Raw genomic sequence first — 20020 nt, forward strand, 5'->3', positions numbered from 1 at the left:
ACGTACGCTCGACGGGTGCGTGACCAGCCTCTCGACCCCGTCCCTGCCGACCTCGTGCCCGACACCGGGCGGGCGCTGCTGGACCACCACGTGCTCGGCCGCGCCTCGGGTGTCCTCGTGGCGCAGGCGTGCGGTGACGCGCTGGGGGTGCCCTACGAGTTCGCCCGGCCGCCCGGTGACGACGAGCAGCCGGAGATGCGCGGCGGCGGTCTGGGCCCGTACGCGCCGGGGGAGTGGAGCGACGACACCCAGATGTCGGTGTGCGTCGCCCGGGTCGCGGCCCGTGGTGGCGGTCTGACCTCCGAGGAGGAGCTGGACGAGATCGCGGCGGCCTTCGAGGCGTGGCGCAGCGGTGGGGCCAGCGACGTCGGCACCCAGACCGCCACGGTGCTGCGCGACGCCGCGGGGCTGCCCGGCGGGCCGGCGCAGCGGCTGCGCACCGCCGCCGCGCTGCTGCACGCCACCACCGGACGGACCGCCGGCAACGGCGCGCTGATGCGGACCGGGATCGTCGGCCTGGTCGCCCTGGACGACCGGGAGGCCACCGCCCGCGCCGCCCGGGCCGTCGCCGTGCTCACCCACCCCGACCCGCTCGCCGGCGAGTCCTGCGTGCTGTGGTCCGAGGCGGTGCGGCTGGCCGTCACCGAGCAGCGGCTGGACGTGCGCGCCGGGCTCGACCTGCTGCCCGCCGACCGGCGCGAGGCCTGGGCGGGGTGGATCGCGGACGCCGAGCAGCGGCACCCCGTGGCCGACCTGCGCGAGGGCAACGGCTTCACGGTCACCGCGCTCCAGGCCGCCTGGCACGCGATCGTGTCCACCGAGCCGATCGGCGGGGACCCGGACGGGCGGCTGCACCTGCCTGCGGCGCTGGCGGCAGCGGTGCGGATCGGCGGGGACACCGACACGGTGGCGGCCGTCGCCGGGGCGCTGCTCGGCGCGCGCTACGGCGTGTGGGCGGTGCCGGAGGTCTGGGAACGGGCCGTGCACGGGTGGCCGGGGACGGCCGAGCACCCGTTCGGGGCCCGTCGGCTCGGGGCGCTGGGCCGGGCTGCCGCGCAGGGCGGACCGGGACGGATCGGCACCCCGGGGACGCAGACCTGCCCGCTGTGCGGGACGTGCTGGGTGCGCGGGCCCTTCGAGGAGCGCTACCCGGACTGCGTGTGCTCCTGGTGCGCCGGCTGGGTCACGGACCGCGCGGGCGTCCCCGTCACCCTCTACAACACCTCGTTCTCCGGCGGGTTCACCGCCCAGCACGCCGACGGGTCGACCGCCGCGGAGGAGGTGGTCGCCGGCCACGTGTGGATCGACGGGCGGCTGCTGCGCGGCGCCGAGCGACGGTTCGGCGGCACCGTGGTGCAGGTCGGCCCGGAGGAACGGGCCGCGCTGGACGGGACGGTGGTCGAGCCGTGACCGGCGAGCCGACCGTGCGGGTGCGGGTCGACCTGTCCTACGACGGCACCGACTTCGCCGGCTGGGCGCGCCAGCCCGCGCTGCGCACCGTGCAGGGGGTGGTGGAGGACGGCCTGGCGCTGGTGCTGCGCTCGGCGCACCGCGGCGACCCGCCGCCCCGGGTGACCGTGGCCGGGCGCACCGATGCCGGGGTGCACGCGCGTGGCCAGGTGCTGCACGTGGACGTGCCGCTCGGGGCCTGGCAGGCGGTGCCCGGGCGCTCGGACCGCACCCCGGAGGAGTCGCTGCTCACCCGGCTCGGCGGGGTGCTGCCCGCCGACGTGGTGGCCCGGGCGGTGCGGGTGGCGCCCGAGGGCTTCGACGCACGGTTCTCCGCGGTGGCCCGGCGCTACGTGTACCGGGTGTGCGACGAGGAGGCGCGGCGCGACCCGCTGCGCCGCAGCCACGTGCTGTGGACCCGGCGGCCGCTGGACGTCGCCGCGATGGACGAGGCGGCGGCGCGGGTGCTCGGCCGGCACGACTTCGCCGCGTACTGCAAGCCCCGCCCGGGAGCCACCACGATCCGCACCCTGGACGAGCTGTCCTGGACACGACCGGTCGACGGGCCGGACGCCGGCCTGGTGGTCGCCACCGTGCGCGCCGACGCGTTCTGCCACTCGATGGTGCGGGCGCTGGTCGGCGCGAGCCTGGCGGTCGGGGAGGGGCGCCGCGGCGTCGACTGGCCCGCCGAGCTGCTGGTGGGCGGGCGTCGCGACCCGGGCAGCGCCGTGGTGGCCGCCCACGGGCTCACCCTGGAGGAGGTGCTGTACCCGCCGGACGACGAGCTCGCCGGGCGGGCGGTGCAGACCCGGGCCACCCGCTCCGCGGACGACGTGGACGCGCACCCGCTGCGGACGGCGGGCGACTAGACCTCGTCGTCCTCGACCAGGTGCACCGCGGCCTCCTCGGCGCTGGCGGCACCACCGGCGACCCCGGAGTCCAGCGCGAACTCGTCGTTGCCGCCGGCGCGCACCGCGTCGTCGTCCTCGACCAGTCGGCCGGCACGGCCCGGCTCGCGCGACGGGTCCACCCGGGGGTCCTGCTCCCACACCTCGGGCTCCTCCTCGGCGAGGCGCTGGTCCAGGCTCTCGCCGGCGGACTCCTCCCAGGCGGTCTCGCCCCAGTGGTTGCTGCGCGGGCGGTCCGGCGGCGAGTAGCCCTCGTCCAGCAGGTCGTCCACACCCCGGTCGGTGAGCGTGTCCTCGGCGGGCAGCTGGTCGGTGTCGCCCTCGGTGCCGGTGGCGGCGTCGGTGCTCGTGGCGGGGGTCTCCTCGGTCATGACCCCACCGTTCCACCGGCGCGCTGCGGCTGCCACCGCTGGCCCGCGCGGCGATATCGGTTTGGGGCCCGCCCGGCCGGGCTGCGACCATCGGCGGCATGGGTCATCTCGAGGTGCACTCCGTCGGCTACGTGCTCCCCGACGGCCGGCCGCTGCTGCACGAGGTCGACCTGCGCGTCGGCGAGGGGTCGCGCGTGGCGCTGGTCGGCCCGAACGGCGCCGGCAAGTCGACCCTGCTGCGGATCGTCACCGGTGACGAGCAGCCGCACGAGGGCACCGTGGTCCGATCCGGCGGGCTGGGCGTCATGCGGCAGGACGTCGGGCGGCTGGACGACGACCGCTCGGTGCGCGACCTGCTCGCCTCGCTGACCCCGGGCGCCGTCGGCGCGGCCGCCGCGGAGCTGACCGCCGCCGAGCTGCACATGATGGAGGTCGACGACGAGCCCTCCCAGATGCGCTACGCCCAGGCGCTCGCGGACTGGGCGGACGTCGGCGGCTACGAGGTCGAGGCCGACTGGGACCGGGTGACCGATGCGGTGCTCTCGGTGCCCTTCGACCGCGCGCAGCACCGCTCCGTGCGCACCCTGTCCGGCGGCGAGCAGAAGCGGCTGGTGCTGGAGGCGCTGCTGCGCGGCCCGCAGGAGGTGCTGCTGCTGGACGAGCCGGACAACGCCCTCGACGTGCCCACCAAGCGCTGGCTGGAGGACCGCCTGGTCGAGAGCCCCAAGACGGTGCTGCTGGTCAGTCACGACCGCGAGCTGCTGTCCCGGGTGCCGACCCACGTGGCCACCCTGGAGCCGACGCCGGCCGGTGCCGGCCTCTGGGTGCACGGCGGGGACTTCCGGACCTACGAGCAGGCGCGGGCGGACCGGCGCGAGCGGCTGGCCGAGCTGGCCCGACGCTGGGACGAGGAGCACGCCAAGCTGATCCAGCTGGTGCAGACCCTCAAGACCAAGTCGGCGTTCAACGACGGCATCGCCTCGCGCTACCACGCGGCCCAGACCCGGCTGCGCAAGTTCGAGGAGGCCGGGCCGCCGGAGGTGCTGTCCCGCGACCAGGACGTCAAGGTCCGGCTGCGCGGCGGGCGCACCGCCAAGCGCGCGGTGGTGGCCGAGGGGCTGGAGCTGACCGGGCTGATGAAGCCCTTCGACCTCGAGGTGTGGTTCGGCGAGCGGGTGGCCGTGCTCGGCTCCAACGGCTCGGGCAAGTCGCACCTGCTGCGGCTGCTCGCGGCCGGCGGCACCGACCCGGCGCCGGAGCAGCGCCCGCACGACGACGGGCCGCCGGTCCCGGCGGTGCCGCACACCGGTCGGGTGGTGCTCGGCTCGCGGGTGGTCCCCGGCTGGTTCGCGCAGAACCGGCAGCACGCCCGGGACGCCGCCTTCGCCGACCGCACGCTGCTGGAGATCCTGCACCGCGGCGAGGGCAGCCGGCCCGGCATGGGGCGGGAGCCGGCGAGCAAGGCGCTGGACCGCTACGAGCTGGTCTCCTCGGCGGAGCAGCGCTACGGCACGCTGTCCGGCGGGCAGCAGGCCCGGTTCCACATCCTGCTGCTCGAGCTCGGCGGCGCGACCCTGCTGCTGCTCGACGAGCCGACCGACAACCTCGACCTGCACTCCGCGGAGGCGCTGGAGGCCGGGCTCGCCGGCTTCGAGGGGACCGTGCTCGCCGTCACGCACGACCGCTGGTTCGCGCGCGGCTTCGACCGCTACCTGGTGCTCGGCGAGGACGGCAGCGTGGTCGAGACGCCGGAACCGGTGTGGGACGCGGGTCGGGTCGCTCGTTCGCGCTGACCCGCTTTGACCGCTCGCGGGGGCGGCGGCTAGGCTGTCGAGTCGTTGTGCGTCCCGTCGTGTCGATCTGGTGTGTTCCCGCTCACCGGTCCACGGACGACGCACGGACGGTACTCATCGGCTGACCCGGCTTCTACGGGATTGCCGTGAACACAGTCATCAGACATAGAGAAGGCAACGACCGTGCGCACGTACACCCCGAAGCCCGGCGACGTCCAGCGTGACTGGTACGTCATCGACGCGACCGACGTCGTCCTGGGCCGTCTGGCCACTCACGTGGCGACGCTCCTGCGCGGCAAGCACAAGGCCACCTTCGCTCCGCACGTCGACGGCGGTGACTTCGTCATCGTCATCAACGCGGACAAGGTCGCGCTGACCGGCAACAAGCGCGAGACGAAGCTCGCCTACCGCCACTCCGGCTACCCGGGTGGTCTGCGGGCCGTCGCGTACTCCGACCTGCTCGAGAAGCACCCTGAGCGTGCGATCGAGAAGGCCGTGCGCGGCATGCTCCCGAAGAGCTCGCTGGCCCGCCAGCAGCTCTCCAAGCTGAAGGTCTACGCCGGCGCCGAGCACCCGCACGCCGCTCAGCAGCCGAAGCCCTTCGAGATCACCCAGGTCGCGCAGCAGGCCTGAGGCCGGCAGCGCTCACCACCAGACAGGACGCGAGGACACCACCAGTGGCCGAGACCACGGTCGACATCGACCTTGAGGGCGGCGAGACGCCCACCAGCTACACCTCCGAGACCGCTGCGCCCACCGGGCGTGGCCAGAGCCTGACCGCTCCCGGCCAGGCCCTCGGCCGCCGCAAGGAGGCCATCGCGCGCGTGCGCCTGGTCCCCGGCACCGGCCAGTGGAAGATCAACGGCCGCACCCTCGAGGACTACTTCCCGAACAAGGTGCACCAGCAGCTCGTGAACTCCCCGCTGAAGCTCGTGGACGTCGAGGGTCGCTTCGACGTCATCGCGCGCATCACCGGCGGCGGCGTCTCCGGCCAGGCCGGCGCCCTGCGCCTCGGCATCGCCCGTGCGCTGAACGCGATCGACGCCGAGCACAACCGCCCGGCGCTGAAGAAGGCCGGCTTCCTGACCCGCGACGCCCGCGTCGTCGAGCGCAAGAAGGCCGGTCTCAAGAAGGCCCGCAAGGCCCCGCAGTACTCCAAGCGCTGATCTCCGGATCAGCACGCGCGGCCGATGGCCCCGAGGGTCCGACCCTCGGGGCCATCGGCCGTTCCGGTGCCCGGAGCCGTGCCGACCACGCGGTCGGCGCAGATCGGGCAGGATGCAGGACGGCCGCAGGGGCGGCCGACGACGAAGGGGTCCGTTGATGGGACGACTGTTCGGCACCGACGGTGTGCGAGGCCTGGCCAACCGGGACGTCACGGCGGAGGTCGCGCTCGACCTGTCCGTCGCGGCGGCCCACGTGCTCGGCCAGCGCGGTGCGTTCGAGGGCCACCGGCCCCGTGCCGTGATCGGTCGCGACCCGCGCGCCTCGGGCGAGTTCCTGTCGGCGGCCGTCGCCGCCGGCCTGGCCAGCGCCGGCGTGGACGTGCTGAACGTCGGCGTGCTGCCGACCCCGGCGATCGCCCACCTGACCGGGGCGCTCGGCGTCGACCTCGGCGTGGTGCTGTCGGCCTCGCACAACCCCATGCCGGACAACGGCATCAAGTTCCTCGCCCGCGGCGGGCACAAGCTCGACGACGAGCTCGAGGACGCGATCGAGCAGCGGCTGCGCGAGGACTGGGAGCGCCCCGTCGGCGCCGACGTCGGCCGGATCCGCACCGACGCGGGCCGGGCCGGCGAGCAGTACGTCGAGCACCTGGTGTCCACGATCGGCACCGGCCTGCACGGGCTGCGGATCGCGGTGGACTGCGCGAACGGTGCCGCCAGCGAGGTCGGCCCGGCCGCCCTGCGCGAGGCCGGCGCGGACGTCGTGGTGATCAACGCCTCCCCGGACGGCCGCAACATCAACGAGGCCTGCGGGTCGACCCACCCCGAGCAGCTCCAGGCCGCCGTGGTGGCCTCCGGCGCCGACCTGGGCGTGGCCTTCGACGGGGACGCCGACCGCTGCCTCGCGGTGGACCACACCGGTGCGCTGGTCGACGGCGACCAGATCATGGGCGTGCTCGCCCTGGCCCTGCGCGACGCGGGCCGGCTGGCGCACGACACCCTGGTCGTCACGGTGATGAGCAACCTGGGCCTGCGCCTCGCGATGCAGGCGGCCGGGGTGCGCACCGTCGAGACCGGTGTCGGCGACCGCTACGTGCTGGAGGAGATGCGCGCGCACGCGTACAACCTGGGCGGCGAGCAGTCCGGCCACGTGATCCTGGCCGACCACGCCACCACCGGCGACGGGACGCTGACCGCCCTCCAGCTGGCCGCGCGGGTCGCCGCCACCGGGCAGAAGCTCAGCGAGCTCGCCGCGGTCGTGCGCCGCCTGCCGCAGACCCTGATCAACGTGCCCGGCGTGGACAAGGACCGCGCGGGCACCGACGAGCACGTCGCCGCGGCCGTCGAGGTCGCCCAGCGTCGGCTCGGCCAGACCGGGCGGGTGCTGCTGCGGCCCTCGGGCACCGAGCCGCTGGTCCGGGTGATGGTCGAGGCCGCCACCCAGGACGACGCCGACGGGGTCGCCACCGAGCTGGCCGACGTCGTGCGCGCGCACCTGGCGCTCTGAGGATGACCGACCCGGGCCTGGGCGTCGCGCCCGAGGCGCGCTGGCCGGCGGCGGTGGTGCGCGAGCACGTGCTGCGGCTGATCGACGCGGCGGCGGCCGACCCGTCCGGCACCGTGCCGATCGTGCAGGCCGGTCACCCGGCGCTGCGGATGCGGGCGGTGCCGGTGGACGGCCAGGTCGAGGCGGACGAGCTGGCGGCGCTGGTCGCGCTGATGCGCGCCACGATGCACGCCGCACCCGGCGTCGGCCTCGCCGCCCCGCAGATCGGGCTGCCGCTCGCGCTGGCCGTGCTCGCCGACCCGGGCGCCGAGGGCACCGAGGCCGGCGAGGTGCGCGAGCGCCCCGTCATGCCGTTCCGGGTGCTCGCCAACCCGCGGTACGCACCGGTGCCGGGGGAGGAGCCCGAGCTGGTCGGCTTCTACGAGGGCTGCCTCAGCGTGGTCGGCTACCAGGCGGTCGTCCCGCGCCTGCGCCGGCTGCACCTCACCGGCTCCGACGCCTCCGGCGCCCCGGTGGACGAGATCGTCCAGGGCTGGCCCGCGCGGATCGTCCAGCACGAGACCGACCACCTCGGCGGCACGCTCTACCTGGACCGGGCGCTCACCCGCTCGCTGGCGGCCACCGACGACATCGGCGCGCACTGGGCCACCGAGCCACGGCCCGTCGAGGCCGCGCGGATGCTCGGCTTCCCGCTGCACCGGCACTGAGCGGTCCCTCCCCCGCAGGGAGGAGTCGGATCCTGTGGAGATCGCTCTCGGGGTCGATGCGCATGTCGGTGCCCGGGCGCAGGATTGTGGGTGACATCAGGGGGAGACCAGGGGCACTCTCGGGGGGATCCCCCATGCCGCCGGGACACCCCGCCCACCTACGGTGGAGCCGCCGGCGCTCGCCGGACGCCCCCACCCACCCCAGGAGCTGATCACCGGTGCTTCAGGACTGGATCCAGGCGATCAACGACTGGGTCCCGATGCTCGCGGGATCCCCGTGGGTCTACCTCGCGCTGTTCGCCTTCGCCGCGATCGACGGGTTCTTCCCGCCGATCCCCAGCGAGTCCGTCGTGATCGCGCTCGCCTCGCTGTCGATCGCGCACGGCGAGCCGAACATCCTCCTGGTCGCGCTGGCGGGTGCCGCCGGCGCGTTCACCGGTGACCAGGTCGCCTACCTGATCGGCTCCAAGGTCGACGTCCGACGGCTCCGGATCTTCCGGACCGGGCGCGGCAGCAAGGCGCTGGACTGGGCGGAGCACGCGCTGGTGCACCGCGGGTCGTCCTTCATCCTGGCCGCCCGCTACATCCCGATCGGACGGGTCGCGGTCAACATGACCGCCGGTGCGCTGGGCTACCCGCGGCGCCGGTTCATGGGGCTGACCGCGCTGGCCGCCGTGACCTGGGCCGCCTACGGCACGCTGATCGGCGCGGGCGCCGGGGTCTGGCTGGCCGACCACTCGCTGCTCGCGGTGGTGGCCGGCGTGGTCGTCGGCACCGTGGTCGGGCTCGCGATCGACTGGGCGCTGCGCCGCTGGACGCGGGTCGGGGAGACCCCCACCCGGCTCGGCGGCGCGCGGGGTGCCGTCGCGGAGCCCACGGTGGCCGTGGAGGCGCCCGAGGCCGCTCCCGCCGCTCCGGTCACGTCCCGGCAACGATCCGGCCCCGGACGCTAACGATCCGGTCTCACCGGCCGTCCCGCGCCGGACGCCCACCTACGCTCGATCCCGGGCCACGACGGAGTCGCCCCCACACCGGTGGCGCGGACCTGGTCCGCGCCGCCGCGACGGGGACAGGGAGGCGACGAAGGGCGGGCGATCGGCATGGCGGCAGGACGCGCTGCCCGCACGCCCCGACGCCGGGTCGCGCTCGCCGCGCCGACCGTGATCACCGCCCTCGTGCTGGCCGCCTGCGGCGATGCCGGCTCGGACGGGTCCGCCGGCAGCAGCGCGCTCGCCGACCGGCCGGTCACCACCTCGCTGCCCACCGGCCCGGACTGCCTCGCCCCGCAGGTGCTGTCCGCCCTGGGCTTCGCCGGCATCACCCCGCCCGGCGCGACCAGCCACCCCGACGCCCCCGAGGCCGGGCCGCTGCCCTCCGGCTTCACGCCGGTCACCGCGGTGCTGTGCAGCACCGGCGAGACCCTCACCGACAGCGCCGGCCGGTGGGCCGCCGTCACCGCCTCCCGGCTGGAGGGCGACGTCGACGCCCTGGTCGAGGCGCTGTCCGCGACCTCCGCGCGGGTCGGGGCCACCACCGGCCCGTGCGCGACCGGCCAGCGGCGCAGCGACCTGTGGCTGGTGGACGCCCTGGGCGGCGCCGTGCGCGTGCTGCTGCCCGGTGGCGGCTGCGGCGACCTCGACCCGGCGGTGCGCGCCGGGCTGGACGACCTCGACGCGGTGGACGTCGAGCGCTACCCGGTGGCGCTGGTCGCACCGGGCGCCGCGCCGACGTCCTGACGCGGGCGCGCAGGCCGGGGCGCTCGGCGGACGGGCCCGGCCCGGCGCTCAGAGCTTGCGCAGCCGGACCCGCGCGACCGAGTGGTCGGCGTCCTTGGTCAGCACCAGCGTCGCGCGGCTGCGGGTCGGCAGGATGTTCTGCACCAGGTTCGGGGCGTTGATCGTGTCCCAGAGGTGCTCGGCCCGCGCCACCGCCTGCTCGTCGGTCAGGCTCGCGTACCGGTGGAAGTACGACTCCGGGCGGGCGAACGCCGTCGTGCGCAGCGACAGGAACCGGTCCACGTACCACTGCCGGGCGTCCTGGGTGCGGGCGTCCACGTAGATCGAGAAGTCGAAGAAGTCGCTGACCGCGAGGTTCGAGGTGCCCGCCGTCGTCGGCCGTGCCGGCTGCAGCACGTTCAGCCCCTCGACGATCAGCACGTCCGGCCGGCGCACCACGACCTCCGCGCCGGGCACGATGTCGTAGGTGATGTGGTCGTACACCGGCGCGCGCACCTCGGCGTGCCCGGCCTTCACCCGCGAGACGAACTGGAGCAGGGCGCGCCGGTCGTAGGACTCCGGGAACCCCTTGCGCTCCATCAGCCCGCGCCGCTCCAGCTCCGCGTTCGGGTACAGGAACCCGTCCGTGGTCATCAGCGCGACGTTCGGGGTCGCGGGCCAGCGGGCCATCAGCTCGCGCAGCAGCCGCGCCGTGGTCGACTTGCCGACCGCCACCGATCCGGCCACCCCGATCACGAACGGGGTGCGCGGGGTGTCCTCGCGCAGGAACGTCGACGCGGCCGCGTGCAGCCGGCGGCTGCCGGTGACGTACAGGTCGAGCAGGCGGGACAGCGGACGGTAGATCGCGTCGACCTCCGCCAGGTCGATCGGGTCGCCCAGGCCGCGCAGCCGCGTGACGTCCTCGTCGGTCAGGGGGAGCGGCGTCGACTCCGACAGCCGCACCCAGGTGTCCCGGTCCATCTCCACGTACGGCGAGGAGGTGACGGTGACGTCGGAGGCTCGCACCCGACGATTCTGCCCGATCCCGCGCGGACCGCTCGCCGCGAGGGCCCGGCTAGACTCCCGCCCATGTGTGGAATCGTCGGGTATGTCGGAGAGCACCGTCCGGACGGGCAGCCGCTCGAGGTCGTCCTGGAGGGGCTGCGGCGGCTGGAGTACCGCGGCTACGACTCCGCGGGCGTCGCCCTCGTCACCGGGACCGGTGACCTCGCCAGCGCCAAGAAGGCCGGCAAGCTGGCCAACCTGCTCGCCGAGCTCGACGCGAGCCCGCTGCCGGACGCCACCGCCGCGATCGGCCACACCCGCTGGGCCACCCACGGCGGGCCGACCGACGTCAACGCGCACCCGCACCTCGCGGGCAAGGTCGCGCTGATCCACAACGGCATCATCGAGAACTTCGCCCAGCTCAAGGCCGAGCTGGTGGCCGACGGCGCCGAGCTGCTCTCCGAGACCGACACCGAGGTCGTCGCGCACCTCGTCTCGCGCGCCTACGACGACGTCAAGGACCTCGGCGAGGCCATGCGCCAGGTCGTCCGCCGGCTGCACGGCACCTTCACCCTGCTCGCCGTGCACGCCGACCACCCGGACACCGTCGTCGGCGCCCGGCACGACTCGCCGCTCGTCGTCGGCCTCGGCGAGGGCGCGAACTACCTCGGGTCCGACGTCGCCGCCTTCGTCGCGTACTCCACCGAGGCGATGGAGCTCGGCCAGGACCAGGTCGTCGTGATCACCCCGCGCTCCGTGGAGATCACCGACTTCGACGGCAACCCCGCCGAGGGCCGCCGCTACACCGTCGACTGGGACGCCGCCGCCGTCGAGAAGGGCGGCTACCGCTCCTTCATGGAGAAGGAGATCGCCGACCAGCCGCAGGCCGTCGCCGACACCCTGCTCGGGCGCACGGACACCTCCGGCCGACTGATCCTCGACGACCTGCGGATCGACGAGTCCGTGCTGCGCGCCGTCGACAAGATCATCGTGATCGCCTGCGGCACCGCCGCCTACTCCGGCCACGTCGCCAAGTACGCGATCGAGCACTGGTGCCGCATCCCGGTCGAGGTCGAGCTCGCCCACGAGTTCCGCTACCGCGACCCGATCCTCAACTCCCGCACGCTGGTCGTCGCGATCTCGCAGTCCGGCGAGACCATGGACACCCTGATGGCCGTGCGGCACGCCCGCGAGCAGGGCGCCACCGTGCTGGCGATCTGCAACACCCACGGCTCGACGATCCCGCGCGAGTCCGACGCCGTGCTCTACACGCACGCCGGCCCCGAGGTCGCCGTCGCGTCCACCAAGGCGTTCCTCGCGCAGATCACCGCCGCCTACCTGCTCGGCCTGTACCTGGCCCAGCTGCGCGGCAACAAGTTCGCCGACGAGATCCGCGAGATCCTCGACGACCTGCGCGCCATGCCCGCCAAGATCCAGGACGTGCTGGACCGCGCCGGCCGCGTGCGCGAGATCGCCCGCTGGATGGCCGACACCTCCTCGGTGCTGTTCCTCGGGCGGCACGTCGGCTACCCGGTGGCCCTGGAGGGCGCGCTCAAGCTCAAGGAGATCGCGTACATCCACGCCGAGGGCTTCGCCGCCGGCGAGCTCAAGCACGGCCCGATCGCGCTGATCGAGCCCGGCCAGCCCGTGTTCGTCATCGTGCCCTCGCCGCGCGGCCGCGACTCTCTGCACTCGAAGGTCGTCTCCAACATCCAGGAGATCCGCGCCCGTGGCGCCCGCACCCTGGTGATCGCGGAGGACGGCGACGAGGCGGTGCGCGCCTACGCCGACGAGGTGTTCTACGTCCCGCAGTCGCCGACGCTGCTCGCGCCGCTGCTCGACGTGGTGCCGCTGCAGATCTTCGCCTGCGAGCTCGCCACCGCGCGCGGCCTCGACGTGGACCAGCCGCGCAACCTCGCCAAGTCCGTCACCGTCGAGTGACGCGCGGCGGGTCGGCGGCGGGCGCGGCCAGGGCGCTGGCCGTGGTCGGCGGGGTGGCGGTCGGCGATCGGTCGCGCGCCGGCGGGGCGCGGCTCGGTCAGGCGTGCTCGGCCGGCGCGCCCGTGGCCGATCGGTCGGTCGGTCCTCTGGTCGGGGGTCTCGCGTGATCGTCGGGGTCGGGATCGACGTCGTGGACGTGGCCCGGTTCATCGCCACCGTCGAGCGGGTGCCCGCGCTGCGCGAGCGCCTGTTCACCCCCGAGGAGCGCGACCTGCCCGACGCGTCCCTGGCCGCACGGTTCGCCGCCAAGGAGGCCATCGCGAAGGCGATCGGGGCGCCCGGTGGCATGTCCTGGCAGGACGCGACCGTGCGCCGCGTGCTCGGCCAGCAGCCCGTGGTCGAGGTCCGCGGCACCGTCGCCGCCGCGGCAGCCGCCGCCGGTGTCGCCCGCTTCCACCTCTCGATCTCCCACGACGCCGGCATCGCCAGCGCGATGGTCGTCGCCGAACGCCCCTGACCCGCACGCGCGTGCGCTCTCGCCGAGGTTGCACGAAAGCAGGCTTCAGCGCTCACGAAGCGTGCATTCGTGCACGCTCGGCGCGTGCTCCCCGGATCGCGGTCAGGGCGAGCGTCGGCTCGCGGACGTCGTGCGCGGTGCACGTGATCACGCGCCATCCCAGCGCCTCGAGCGATCTGCGGCGACGGATGTCGCGCTGCCAGGTGGCGCGATCGACACGGTGGACGTCACCGTCGTACTCGATCGCGATTCGCAGCCCAGGGTAGGACAGATCGGGGACGGCGACGAGACCCCCGTCGGCGCTGAGAACCGGGACGTTCACCGCCGGACAGGGCAGCCCCGCCGCCACGAGGATCAGCCGCAGGCGAGTCTCCATGCACGAGTCGGTGCCGGCGCGCAGCAGGTCGAGCGCACGGCGGAGCGGGCGGATACCGCGGGTGCCGGCCGGGAGGTGCTCGACCACGGACCGCAACGCGTCGACTGAGGTCCGTGCGGCAGCGCGACGGAGCAGGGCGTCGCCCGCGACCACGAGTTCATCGAGGGTCAGGTCGTGCGCGAGCTGCGCCCAGACCGCATCGACCGGGACCACCGGGAGCCCGTACAGATTGACCGGCGCGAGCGGGACGGACGTCTGATGACCGACCAGGCCGGGTCGCCGCGGTGGGGCGGTCGGCGTCGTGACCTGGACGTGCAGCGCATCAGGGCGGTCCAGCCCGCGCGGAGGGTCCACACCCCAGAGGAGCCAGGCGGTCGCATGGCTGAAGGACGCGTTCTTCGGCTGCAGCAACGCCACCTCACGGCAACGTCCGACGAGGTCCTGCGCCGGTCGTGGGGCACGCATGCCGTGCCAGGGCGAGGGCACTCGGGTGAGCCGGGAGCGAGAGACCCCACGCTCTCGGGCATCGGGCACGGTGAAGGGACGTCCGGCGATCAGGGCTGGTAGCGGTCGGGTGGGCCACGGCATGTCCAGCAGGGTGCGCCCGGCGGACGTCGATGCGCACCCTTGCTTGATCGTCCCTGTGGACGATGACCCGCACCGCGACCCTGTGGACAACTCACACCCGGCCCGGTTGGGGGCGCCGACAATGCACGAAAGCAGGCTTCAGCACCCGCGAAGGGTGCATTCGTGCACTCTCGACGAGGGTGAGAGCGCGCACGCGCGCGCGGGTGGGCGAGGGGGCGCGGGTGGGGCGGGGGTCGGGGAGGATGGGGGGATGATCTCGGGCTACACGGCTGACGACGTCCGGGCGGCGGAGGCGCCGCTGCTCGCACGCGGGGTGCCGCTGATGCAGCACGCGGCGTTCGCGCTGGCGACACGGGTGGCGGCGGAGCTCGGCGCACGGCGGGCGGGGACGCCCGGGGGAGCGGTGCGCGGGGCGTCGGTGGTGCTGCTGGTGGGATCGGGGAGCAACGGCGGCGACGCGCTGCACGCGGGGGCGCTGCTGGCCCGACGCGGTGCGCGGGTGCTGGCGGTGTGCACGACGGGATCCCCGCACGCCGAGGGTCTGGCGGCGCTGCGGCGGGCGGGCGGGCGCGCGGTGCGGGTGACGGACACGCTGGTGGACGCGGCCGCGGCGGGGCGGCACCGGCAGGGCCCTGACCCGGTGGACGAGGCGGGTTCGGCGACCGACGGCGGCCCCGCGCCGGTGTGGGTCGGGGACGCCGTGGCGGAGGCGTACGCGGCGGACGTCGTGCTGGACGGGCTGCTCGGGATCGGCGGCCGGGGCGCGCCGCGCGGGGTGGCGGAGCTGCTGGTCGGGCTGCTGCGTGACCTGCTCGCGGAGGAGGGGACGGTCGACGGAGGGGCGTCGGACGGTGCTGCGGGCGGGCGGAGCACGGCGGGACCCGCGGCCGGGTCGGCGCCGGCAGAGGCGGGTTCCGTACGGGCGTACCGCGCGGCGAGCGGGTCGGCGGGATCGGCGTCCACGGGAGACGGTCGAGCACGGGCGTTCGGCGCGGCGGGTGGCGCTGCCGGAGGGCGGGGGCCGACGCCGGGGCCGCTGGTGGTGGCGGTCGACCTGCCGAGCGGGATCGGGGTGGACGACGGCACGCTGCCGGACGGCCCGGTGCTGCCGGCGGACGTGACGGTGACCTTCGGCGGGTCGAAGGCGGGTCTGCTGCTGCCCCCGGCGGCGCGGACCGCCGGGTCGGTGCAGGTGGTGGACCTCGGGCTGCCGCTCGACGGGGTGCGTCCGGCGGTGGCCCGGCTGGGGACCTCGGACGTGGCGGGGCTCTGGCCGGTGCCGGGGGCCGACGCGCACAAGTACCGCCGGGGCGTGCTCGGTGTGGTCGCCGGCACCGCCGCCTACCCGGGGGCCGCGGTGCTGGCGGCGTCCGCGGCCGCGCTCAGCGGGGTCGGGATGGTGCGGTACGTCGGACCCCGGGCGGTCGGCGACGCGGTGCTGGCGGTACGGCCGGAGGTGGTGGTCGGCACGGGACGCGTGCAGGCGTGGCTGCTGGGGTCCGGGGTGGACCCGCAGGACGCGGAGCAGGTGGAACGGGTGACCGACGCGATCGACGCCGCGCTGCACGACGGGCTGCCCGCGGTGGTGGACGCCGGCGCGCTGACGATCGCGCCGCGGACCCTCGCGCCGTGGCTGGTGCTGACCCCGCACGCCGGGGAGCTCGCCGCGCTGCTGAGCCGCTGGGGCGAGCAGGTGGACCGCTCGGCGGTGGAGGCGGAGCCGCTGCGCTGGGCGCGACGCGCGCACGAGATCAGCGGGGCGACGGTGCTGGTCAAGGGCGCGGTGACGGTGGTGGTCGGCGCCCAGGGGGCTGTGTACGCGCAGGCCGAGGCGCCGGCCTGGCTCGCGACGGCGGGATCCGGTGACGTGCTGGCGGGGGTGCTGGGGGCGCTGCTCGCCGGGAGGTCCGAGGACGTGCTGGCGGACCCCTCGCTGGCGGCGGCGCTCGCGGCGGCGGCGGCCTCGGTGCACGGGAGGGCCGCGACCACGGCGGTGCCCGGCGGGCCGGTGACGGCGCTCGCGGTGGCGCAGGCCCTCCCTGCGACCGTGGCGGCGGTGCTGCGTGGCTGAGCCGGATCCCACGGCGCCCGATCCCGCGGAGCCGGACCGCGCCGAGCCGGACCGCGCCGAGCCGGACCGCGCCGAGCCGGACCGCGCCGAGCCGGACCGCGCCGAGCGTGAGCCCGCGCCGCCCGACCCCGCGCCCCTCGACCCCGCGCTGCACGCCGCGGTGACCGTGCTGCTGGACGCGCCGCACGCGCCCGGCACGCCCGCGCGGCGGCTGCTCGGGATCGCCGGACCGCCGGGCGCCGGCAAGTCGACGCTGTCCGCGCAGGTGCTCGCGGCGTTCCCCGGTCGGTGCGTGGTGGTGCCGATGGACGGGTTCCACCTCGCGCAGGCGGAGCTGGAACGTCTGGGGCGTGCGGACCGCAAGGGTGCGCCGGACACCTTCGACGCCGCGGGCTACGTGGCGCTGCTGCGTCGGCTGCGCGCCGCCGTGCCCGGCGAGACGGTCTACGCCCCGGAGTACCGCCGCGACCTGCGGCACGGGGTGACCGGCGCGGTGCCGGTGCCGGCGGAGGTGCCGCTGGTGATCACCGAGGGGAACTACCTGCTGCTGACCCAGCACGGCTTCGGGCCGGTGCGCGACCTGCTGGACGCCTGCTGGTACGTCGACCTGCCGGAGGACGTGCGGATCGACCGGCTGGTGCGGCGGCACGTGCGGTTCGGCAAGGCACCGGCGGCGGCGCGGGCGTGGGTGGCCGGCCCGGACCAGCGCAACGCCGACCTCGTCGCGCGCACCCGGGATCGCGCGGACCGGGTGGTGCGGGAGCCCGCCGTGCCCGACGACCGCGGGGGCGCCGTGCCCGACGTCACCGTCCAGCACCCGGCCCCGACCGGCGGTCCGGACGACGACGGTGGGAGACTGGCCCGGTGAGCCGCTTCCCCGCCCGCGCGATCGTGGACCTCGGTGCCATCCGCTCGAACGCGCGGACCCTGGTCGACCTCGCGCCGACCGCGCAGGTGATGGCCGTGGTGAAGGCGGACGCCTATGGGCACGGGCTGCTGCCGGTGGCCCGTGCGGCCGTCGAGGGTGGGGCGACCTGGCTCGGCACGGCGCAGATGACCGAGGCGCTGGCGCTGCGCGCCGGGGGGATCACGGCCCGCGTGCTGACCTGGCTGTACGCGCCGGGCGCGCCGCTCGCGGAGGCCGTGGCGGCGGACATCGACCTGTCGGTGGCGGCGCCCTGGGCGCTGGACGAGGTGGCCGCCGCCGCGCGCGCCACCGGGCGGACCGCGCGGGTGCACCTCAAGGTGGACACCGGCCTGGGCCGCAACGGGCTGACCCCGGACGTGCTGCCCGCGGTGGTCGACGCCGCGCTGCGCCTGGAGGCCGAGGGCGCGATCCGGCTGGTGGGGATCTGGTCGCACCTGGCCTTCGCCGACGAGCCCGGTCACCCGACGCTGCATGCGCAGGGCGACGTGCTGCGGGCGGCGGCCGCCGACGCCGAGGCGCGCGGGGCGCGGTTCGAGGTGCGGCACATCGCGGCCTCGGCCTCGACGCTGACCGACCCGGCGCTGCACCTCGACCTGGTGCGCCCGGGGCTGGCGCTGTACGGGCTGAACCCGGTGCCGCAGCTCGGCGCCCCGGAGCGGTTCGGCCTGCGTCCGGCGATGACCGTCGAGGCGGAGCTCGCCACCGTGAAGCGGCTGCCCGCCGGGCACGGCGTCTCCTACGCGCACCACTACGTGACACCGGGGCCGACCACGGTCGGTGTGGTGCCGCTGGGCTACGCCGACGGGGTGCCGCGGCACGCCTCCGGGGTGGACGGCGCTCCCGGTGCGCCGCTCGCGGTGGGCGGGCGACGGCTCGCGATCGCCGGACGGGTGTGCATGGACCAGATCATGGTGGACCTCGGGCCCGAGGCGACCGAGCAGGCCGGTGACCGCGTGGTGCTGTTCGGCGACGGTGCCGACGGCGGGCCCACGGCGCAGGACTGGGCGGACGTGGCGGGGACGATCAGCTACGAGATCGTGACCCGGCTGGGTGCGCGCGTGCCGCGGGTGCACGTGAACGACGTGGTCCCGGCGGCGGCGACGAGCATGACGGACGGGCAGGCCCGGTGACCGGGCGGACGGAGGAGCAGGTGGACGAGCGGACCACGGACGGCGCGGTGACCGAGGTGACGGTCGAGCTGGCCGACGCCGAGGCGACGCGCGGGTACGGGGCGGCGCTCGCGGCGCTGCTGCGGGCCGGCGACCTGGTGGTGCTGACCGGCGATCTCGGGGCGGGCAAGACCACCCTGACGCAGGGGATCGGCACCGGGCTCGGCGTGCGCGGGGCGGTGGCGTCGCCGACGTTCACGATCGCCCGCGTGCACCCGCCGCTGCCGGAGACCCGCACCGCCGACGGGTCGCCCGCGCCGTGGCTGGTGCACGTGGACGCGTACCGGCTCGGCTCGCTGGACGAGGTGGACGCGCTCGACCTGGACACGTCCCTCGACGAGTCGGTGACCGTGGTCGAGTGGGGCGAGGGCCTGGTCGAGGCGCTGGCCGAGGACCGGCTGGAGATCGCCCTGCACCGCCCCCGCGGCTCCGCCGCCGACCTGCCCGGCGACCCCGGCCCCGGCGACCCCGACCCCGACGGTCCCGACCCCGACGCCGAGGACGCCTCGGCCGGCGTGCGCCGCCTCACCGTGCGCGCCCGGGGCGACCGCTGGCGCGGCATCCCGCTGCCCACGGCCTGACCTGCCCCACCCCGGCCGCACGGCCCGCCCGCGCACGACCCCAGAACCCCCCCCGAGAGGAACCCACCGGTGCCCGTCCTCGCGCTCGACACCTCGTCCGCCGCCTCCGCCGCCGTGGTGGCGGACGACGGCCGCACCCTCACCACCCGGTCGACCGGGGAGCAGCGCCGGCACGCCGAGCTGCTGACCCCGCTGGTCGACCAGGTGCTCACCGAGGCGGGCGTCGCGCGCGGCGAGCTGACGGCGGTGGTCGTGGGCACGGGGCCGGCGCCGTTCACCGGCCTGCGGGTGGGGCTGGTGACCGCCCGCACGCTGGCGCTCGCGCTGGGGGTGCCGGTGCACGGGGTCTCCTCGCTGGACGCGCTGGCGCTGGCCACGGTGACCGCCGGGGACGTCGCCGCCGGTCAGGAGGTGCTGGTGGCCACGGACGCCCGGCGCAAGGAGGTCTACTGGGCCCGCTACCGCGCGGTGGACGGCGGGATCGAGACCGTGGCCGGCCCGGGCGTCGACACCCCGGCGGTGGTCGCGGAGCGCGGGCTGGACGGTCTGGTCGTGGTCGGTGCGGGCACGGCGCTCTACCCGGACCTGCTGCCGGCGACCCACGACGTCGCGACCCTGGACCCCGCCGACCTGGCCCGGGTGGCGCTGGCGCGCCTGGCCTCCGGGGCGTCGGCCGACGACCTGGGCACCGAGCCGCTGTACCTGCGCCGGCCGGACGCGGTGCCGCCGACCCCGCGCCCGCTGGTCGGATGACGGACCACACGCTGCGTCCGCTGGTGCCCGGCGACCTGGACGACCTGGTCGCGATGGAGCACGAGCTGTTCGGCGCGGGGGCGTGGTCGCGGGCGTCGCTGGCGGAGGAGATCGCCGGGCCGGGGCGCTGGTACGTCGGCGCGGTGGACGCCGCCGGTGAGCTGGTCGGCTACGCGGGGCTGTGGTTCGACGGCTACGACGGCCAGGTGATGACGATCGGCACGCGCACCTCCGCGCAGGGCCGGGGCGTCGGCCGGCTGCTGCTGGACGCGTTGCTGGAGCACGCGCGCGGTCTGCGGGCGGAGTCGGTGCTGCTGGAGGTGCGGGTGGACAACGAGCCGGCGCTGCGGCTGTACGAGCGCGCGGGCTTCGAGCGGTTCGGCCGGCGCAAGGGCTACTACCAGCCGGAGAACGTGGACGCCTGGACGATGCGCCTGTCCCTGCTCCCCGGCTGAACACGAACTCCGCACGCACG

General features: G+C 75.7%; 20 protein-coding genes. 17 read left to right on the top strand and 3 right to left on the bottom strand.

Annotation, left to right across the window (positions count from 1 at the left end):
* Positions 1-15: 15 nt before the first annotated feature.
* Positions 16-1410: an ADP-ribosylglycohydrolase family protein gene (locus ACZ5HG_RS04120; protein ID WP_464180553.1), complete on the top strand. Its 1395-nt coding sequence runs from the start codon at positions 16-18 to the stop codon at positions 1408-1410.
* The gene (locus ACZ5HG_RS04125; protein ID WP_464180554.1) at positions 1407-2318 is read left to right on the top strand and encodes a tRNA pseudouridine synthase A; all 912 of its coding nucleotides are present in this window, start codon (positions 1407-1409) and stop codon (positions 2316-2318) included. Before ACZ5HG_RS04120 ends, ACZ5HG_RS04125 begins: the two co-directional genes overlap by 4 nt.
* Here ACZ5HG_RS04125 and ACZ5HG_RS04130 read toward each other — a convergent pair.
* Complete coding sequence (locus ACZ5HG_RS04130) at positions 2315-2728, bottom strand: DUF5709 domain-containing protein (RefSeq protein WP_464180556.1); 414 nt, start codon at positions 2726-2728, stop codon at positions 2315-2317. The genes ACZ5HG_RS04125 and ACZ5HG_RS04130 overlap by 4 nt on opposite strands.
* Before the next feature lie 98 nt (positions 2729-2826).
* On the opposite strand from ACZ5HG_RS04130, the gene ACZ5HG_RS04135 reads away from it, so the two are divergent.
* The 7 genes from ACZ5HG_RS04135 (at position 2827) to ACZ5HG_RS04165 (ending at position 9637) form a co-directional block, all read left to right on the top strand.
* Positions 2827-4521: an ABC-F family ATP-binding cassette domain-containing protein gene (locus ACZ5HG_RS04135; RefSeq protein ID WP_464180558.1), complete on the top strand. Its 1695-nt coding sequence runs from the start codon at positions 2827-2829 to the stop codon at positions 4519-4521.
* Positions 4522-4704: 183 nt separating this feature from the next.
* Positions 4705-5154: a 50S ribosomal protein L13 gene (gene rplM, locus ACZ5HG_RS04140; RefSeq protein ID WP_464180560.1), complete on the top strand. Its 450-nt coding sequence runs from the start codon at positions 4705-4707 to the stop codon at positions 5152-5154.
* 44 nt (positions 5155-5198) lie between these two features.
* Complete coding sequence (rpsI, locus tag ACZ5HG_RS04145; RefSeq protein WP_464180563.1) at positions 5199-5687, top strand: 30S ribosomal protein S9; 489 nt, start codon at positions 5199-5201, stop codon at positions 5685-5687.
* 157 nt (positions 5688-5844) lie between these two features.
* On the top strand, positions 5845-7194 hold the full coding sequence (glmM, locus tag ACZ5HG_RS04150; RefSeq protein WP_464180565.1) for a phosphoglucosamine mutase: 1350 nt from the start codon (positions 5845-5847) through the stop codon (positions 7192-7194).
* A gap of 2 nt (positions 7195-7196) precedes the next feature.
* On the top strand, positions 7197-7901 hold the full coding sequence (locus tag ACZ5HG_RS04155; protein WP_464180566.1) for a peptide deformylase: 705 nt from the start codon (positions 7197-7199) through the stop codon (positions 7899-7901).
* A gap of 218 nt (positions 7902-8119) precedes the next feature.
* Complete coding sequence (locus tag ACZ5HG_RS04160; protein ID WP_464180567.1) at positions 8120-8854, top strand: DedA family protein; 735 nt, start codon at positions 8120-8122, stop codon at positions 8852-8854.
* Between the two features lie 147 nt (positions 8855-9001).
* Entirely contained in the window at positions 9002-9637 is a 636-nt protein-coding gene (locus ACZ5HG_RS04165) for a hypothetical protein (RefSeq protein WP_464180568.1), read from the top strand.
* 48 nt (positions 9638-9685) lie between these two features.
* Here ACZ5HG_RS04165 and coaA read toward each other — a convergent pair whose 3' ends face one another.
* Complete coding sequence (coaA, locus tag ACZ5HG_RS04170) at positions 9686-10642, bottom strand: type I pantothenate kinase (protein ID WP_464180569.1); 957 nt, start codon at positions 10640-10642, stop codon at positions 9686-9688.
* Positions 10643-10705: 63 nt separating this feature from the next.
* On the opposite strand from coaA, the gene glmS reads away from it, so the two are divergent.
* Positions 10706-12562, top strand: a complete 1857-nt coding sequence (gene glmS, locus ACZ5HG_RS04175) for a glutamine--fructose-6-phosphate transaminase (isomerizing) (RefSeq protein WP_464180570.1) — start codon at positions 10706-10708, stop codon at positions 12560-12562.
* 163 nt (positions 12563-12725) lie between these two features.
* Positions 12726-13079 (top strand): holo-ACP synthase, encoded by a 354-nt coding sequence (locus ACZ5HG_RS04180; protein WP_464180571.1) that lies wholly within the window; start codon positions 12726-12728, stop codon positions 13077-13079.
* Positions 13080-13131: 52 nt separating this feature from the next.
* Here the strand turns inward: ACZ5HG_RS04180 and ACZ5HG_RS04185 are convergent, their stop codons facing one another.
* Entirely contained in the window at positions 13132-13872 is a 741-nt protein-coding gene (locus ACZ5HG_RS04185; protein WP_464180573.1) for a hypothetical protein, read from the bottom strand.
* A gap of 421 nt (positions 13873-14293) precedes the next feature.
* Here ACZ5HG_RS04185 and ACZ5HG_RS04190 point away from each other — a divergent pair, with 421 nt between their 5' ends.
* From ACZ5HG_RS04190 to rimI, 6 genes are all read left to right on the top strand, one after another.
* Positions 14294-16114 (top strand): bifunctional ADP-dependent NAD(P)H-hydrate dehydratase/NAD(P)H-hydrate epimerase, encoded by a 1821-nt coding sequence (locus ACZ5HG_RS04190; protein WP_464180574.1) that lies wholly within the window; start codon positions 14294-14296, stop codon positions 16112-16114.
* Positions 16107-16982, top strand: coding sequence for a nucleoside/nucleotide kinase family protein (locus ACZ5HG_RS04195; RefSeq protein ID WP_464180575.1), 876 nt, complete (start codon positions 16107-16109; stop codon positions 16980-16982). Before ACZ5HG_RS04190 ends, ACZ5HG_RS04195 begins: the two co-directional genes overlap by 8 nt.
* Complete coding sequence (gene alr / locus ACZ5HG_RS04200; protein ID WP_464180576.1) at positions 16979-18172, top strand: alanine racemase; 1194 nt, start codon at positions 16979-16981, stop codon at positions 18170-18172. The genes ACZ5HG_RS04195 and alr overlap by 4 nt, the downstream gene beginning before the upstream one ends.
* Positions 18173-18219: 47 nt before the next feature.
* On the top strand, positions 18220-18792 hold the full coding sequence (tsaE, locus tag ACZ5HG_RS04205; RefSeq protein ID WP_464182095.1) for a tRNA (adenosine(37)-N6)-threonylcarbamoyltransferase complex ATPase subunit type 1 TsaE: 573 nt from the start codon (positions 18220-18222) through the stop codon (positions 18790-18792).
* Between the two features lie 69 nt (positions 18793-18861).
* Positions 18862-19545 carry a tRNA (adenosine(37)-N6)-threonylcarbamoyltransferase complex dimerization subunit type 1 TsaB gene (gene tsaB / locus ACZ5HG_RS04210; protein ID WP_464180577.1) on the top strand — a complete coding sequence of 228 codons (684 nt, stop codon included), beginning with the start codon at positions 18862-18864 and terminating at the stop codon, positions 19543-19545.
* A complete protein-coding gene (gene rimI, locus ACZ5HG_RS04215; RefSeq protein ID WP_464180578.1) occupies positions 19542-20000 on the top strand; it encodes a ribosomal protein S18-alanine N-acetyltransferase in 459 nt (152 codons plus the stop codon). The genes tsaB and rimI overlap by 4 nt, the downstream gene beginning before the upstream one ends.
* The last annotated feature ends 20 nt before the right edge of the window (positions 20001-20020 follow it).

Source organism: Cellulomonas sp. GTC20042, from assembly GCF_055389595.1.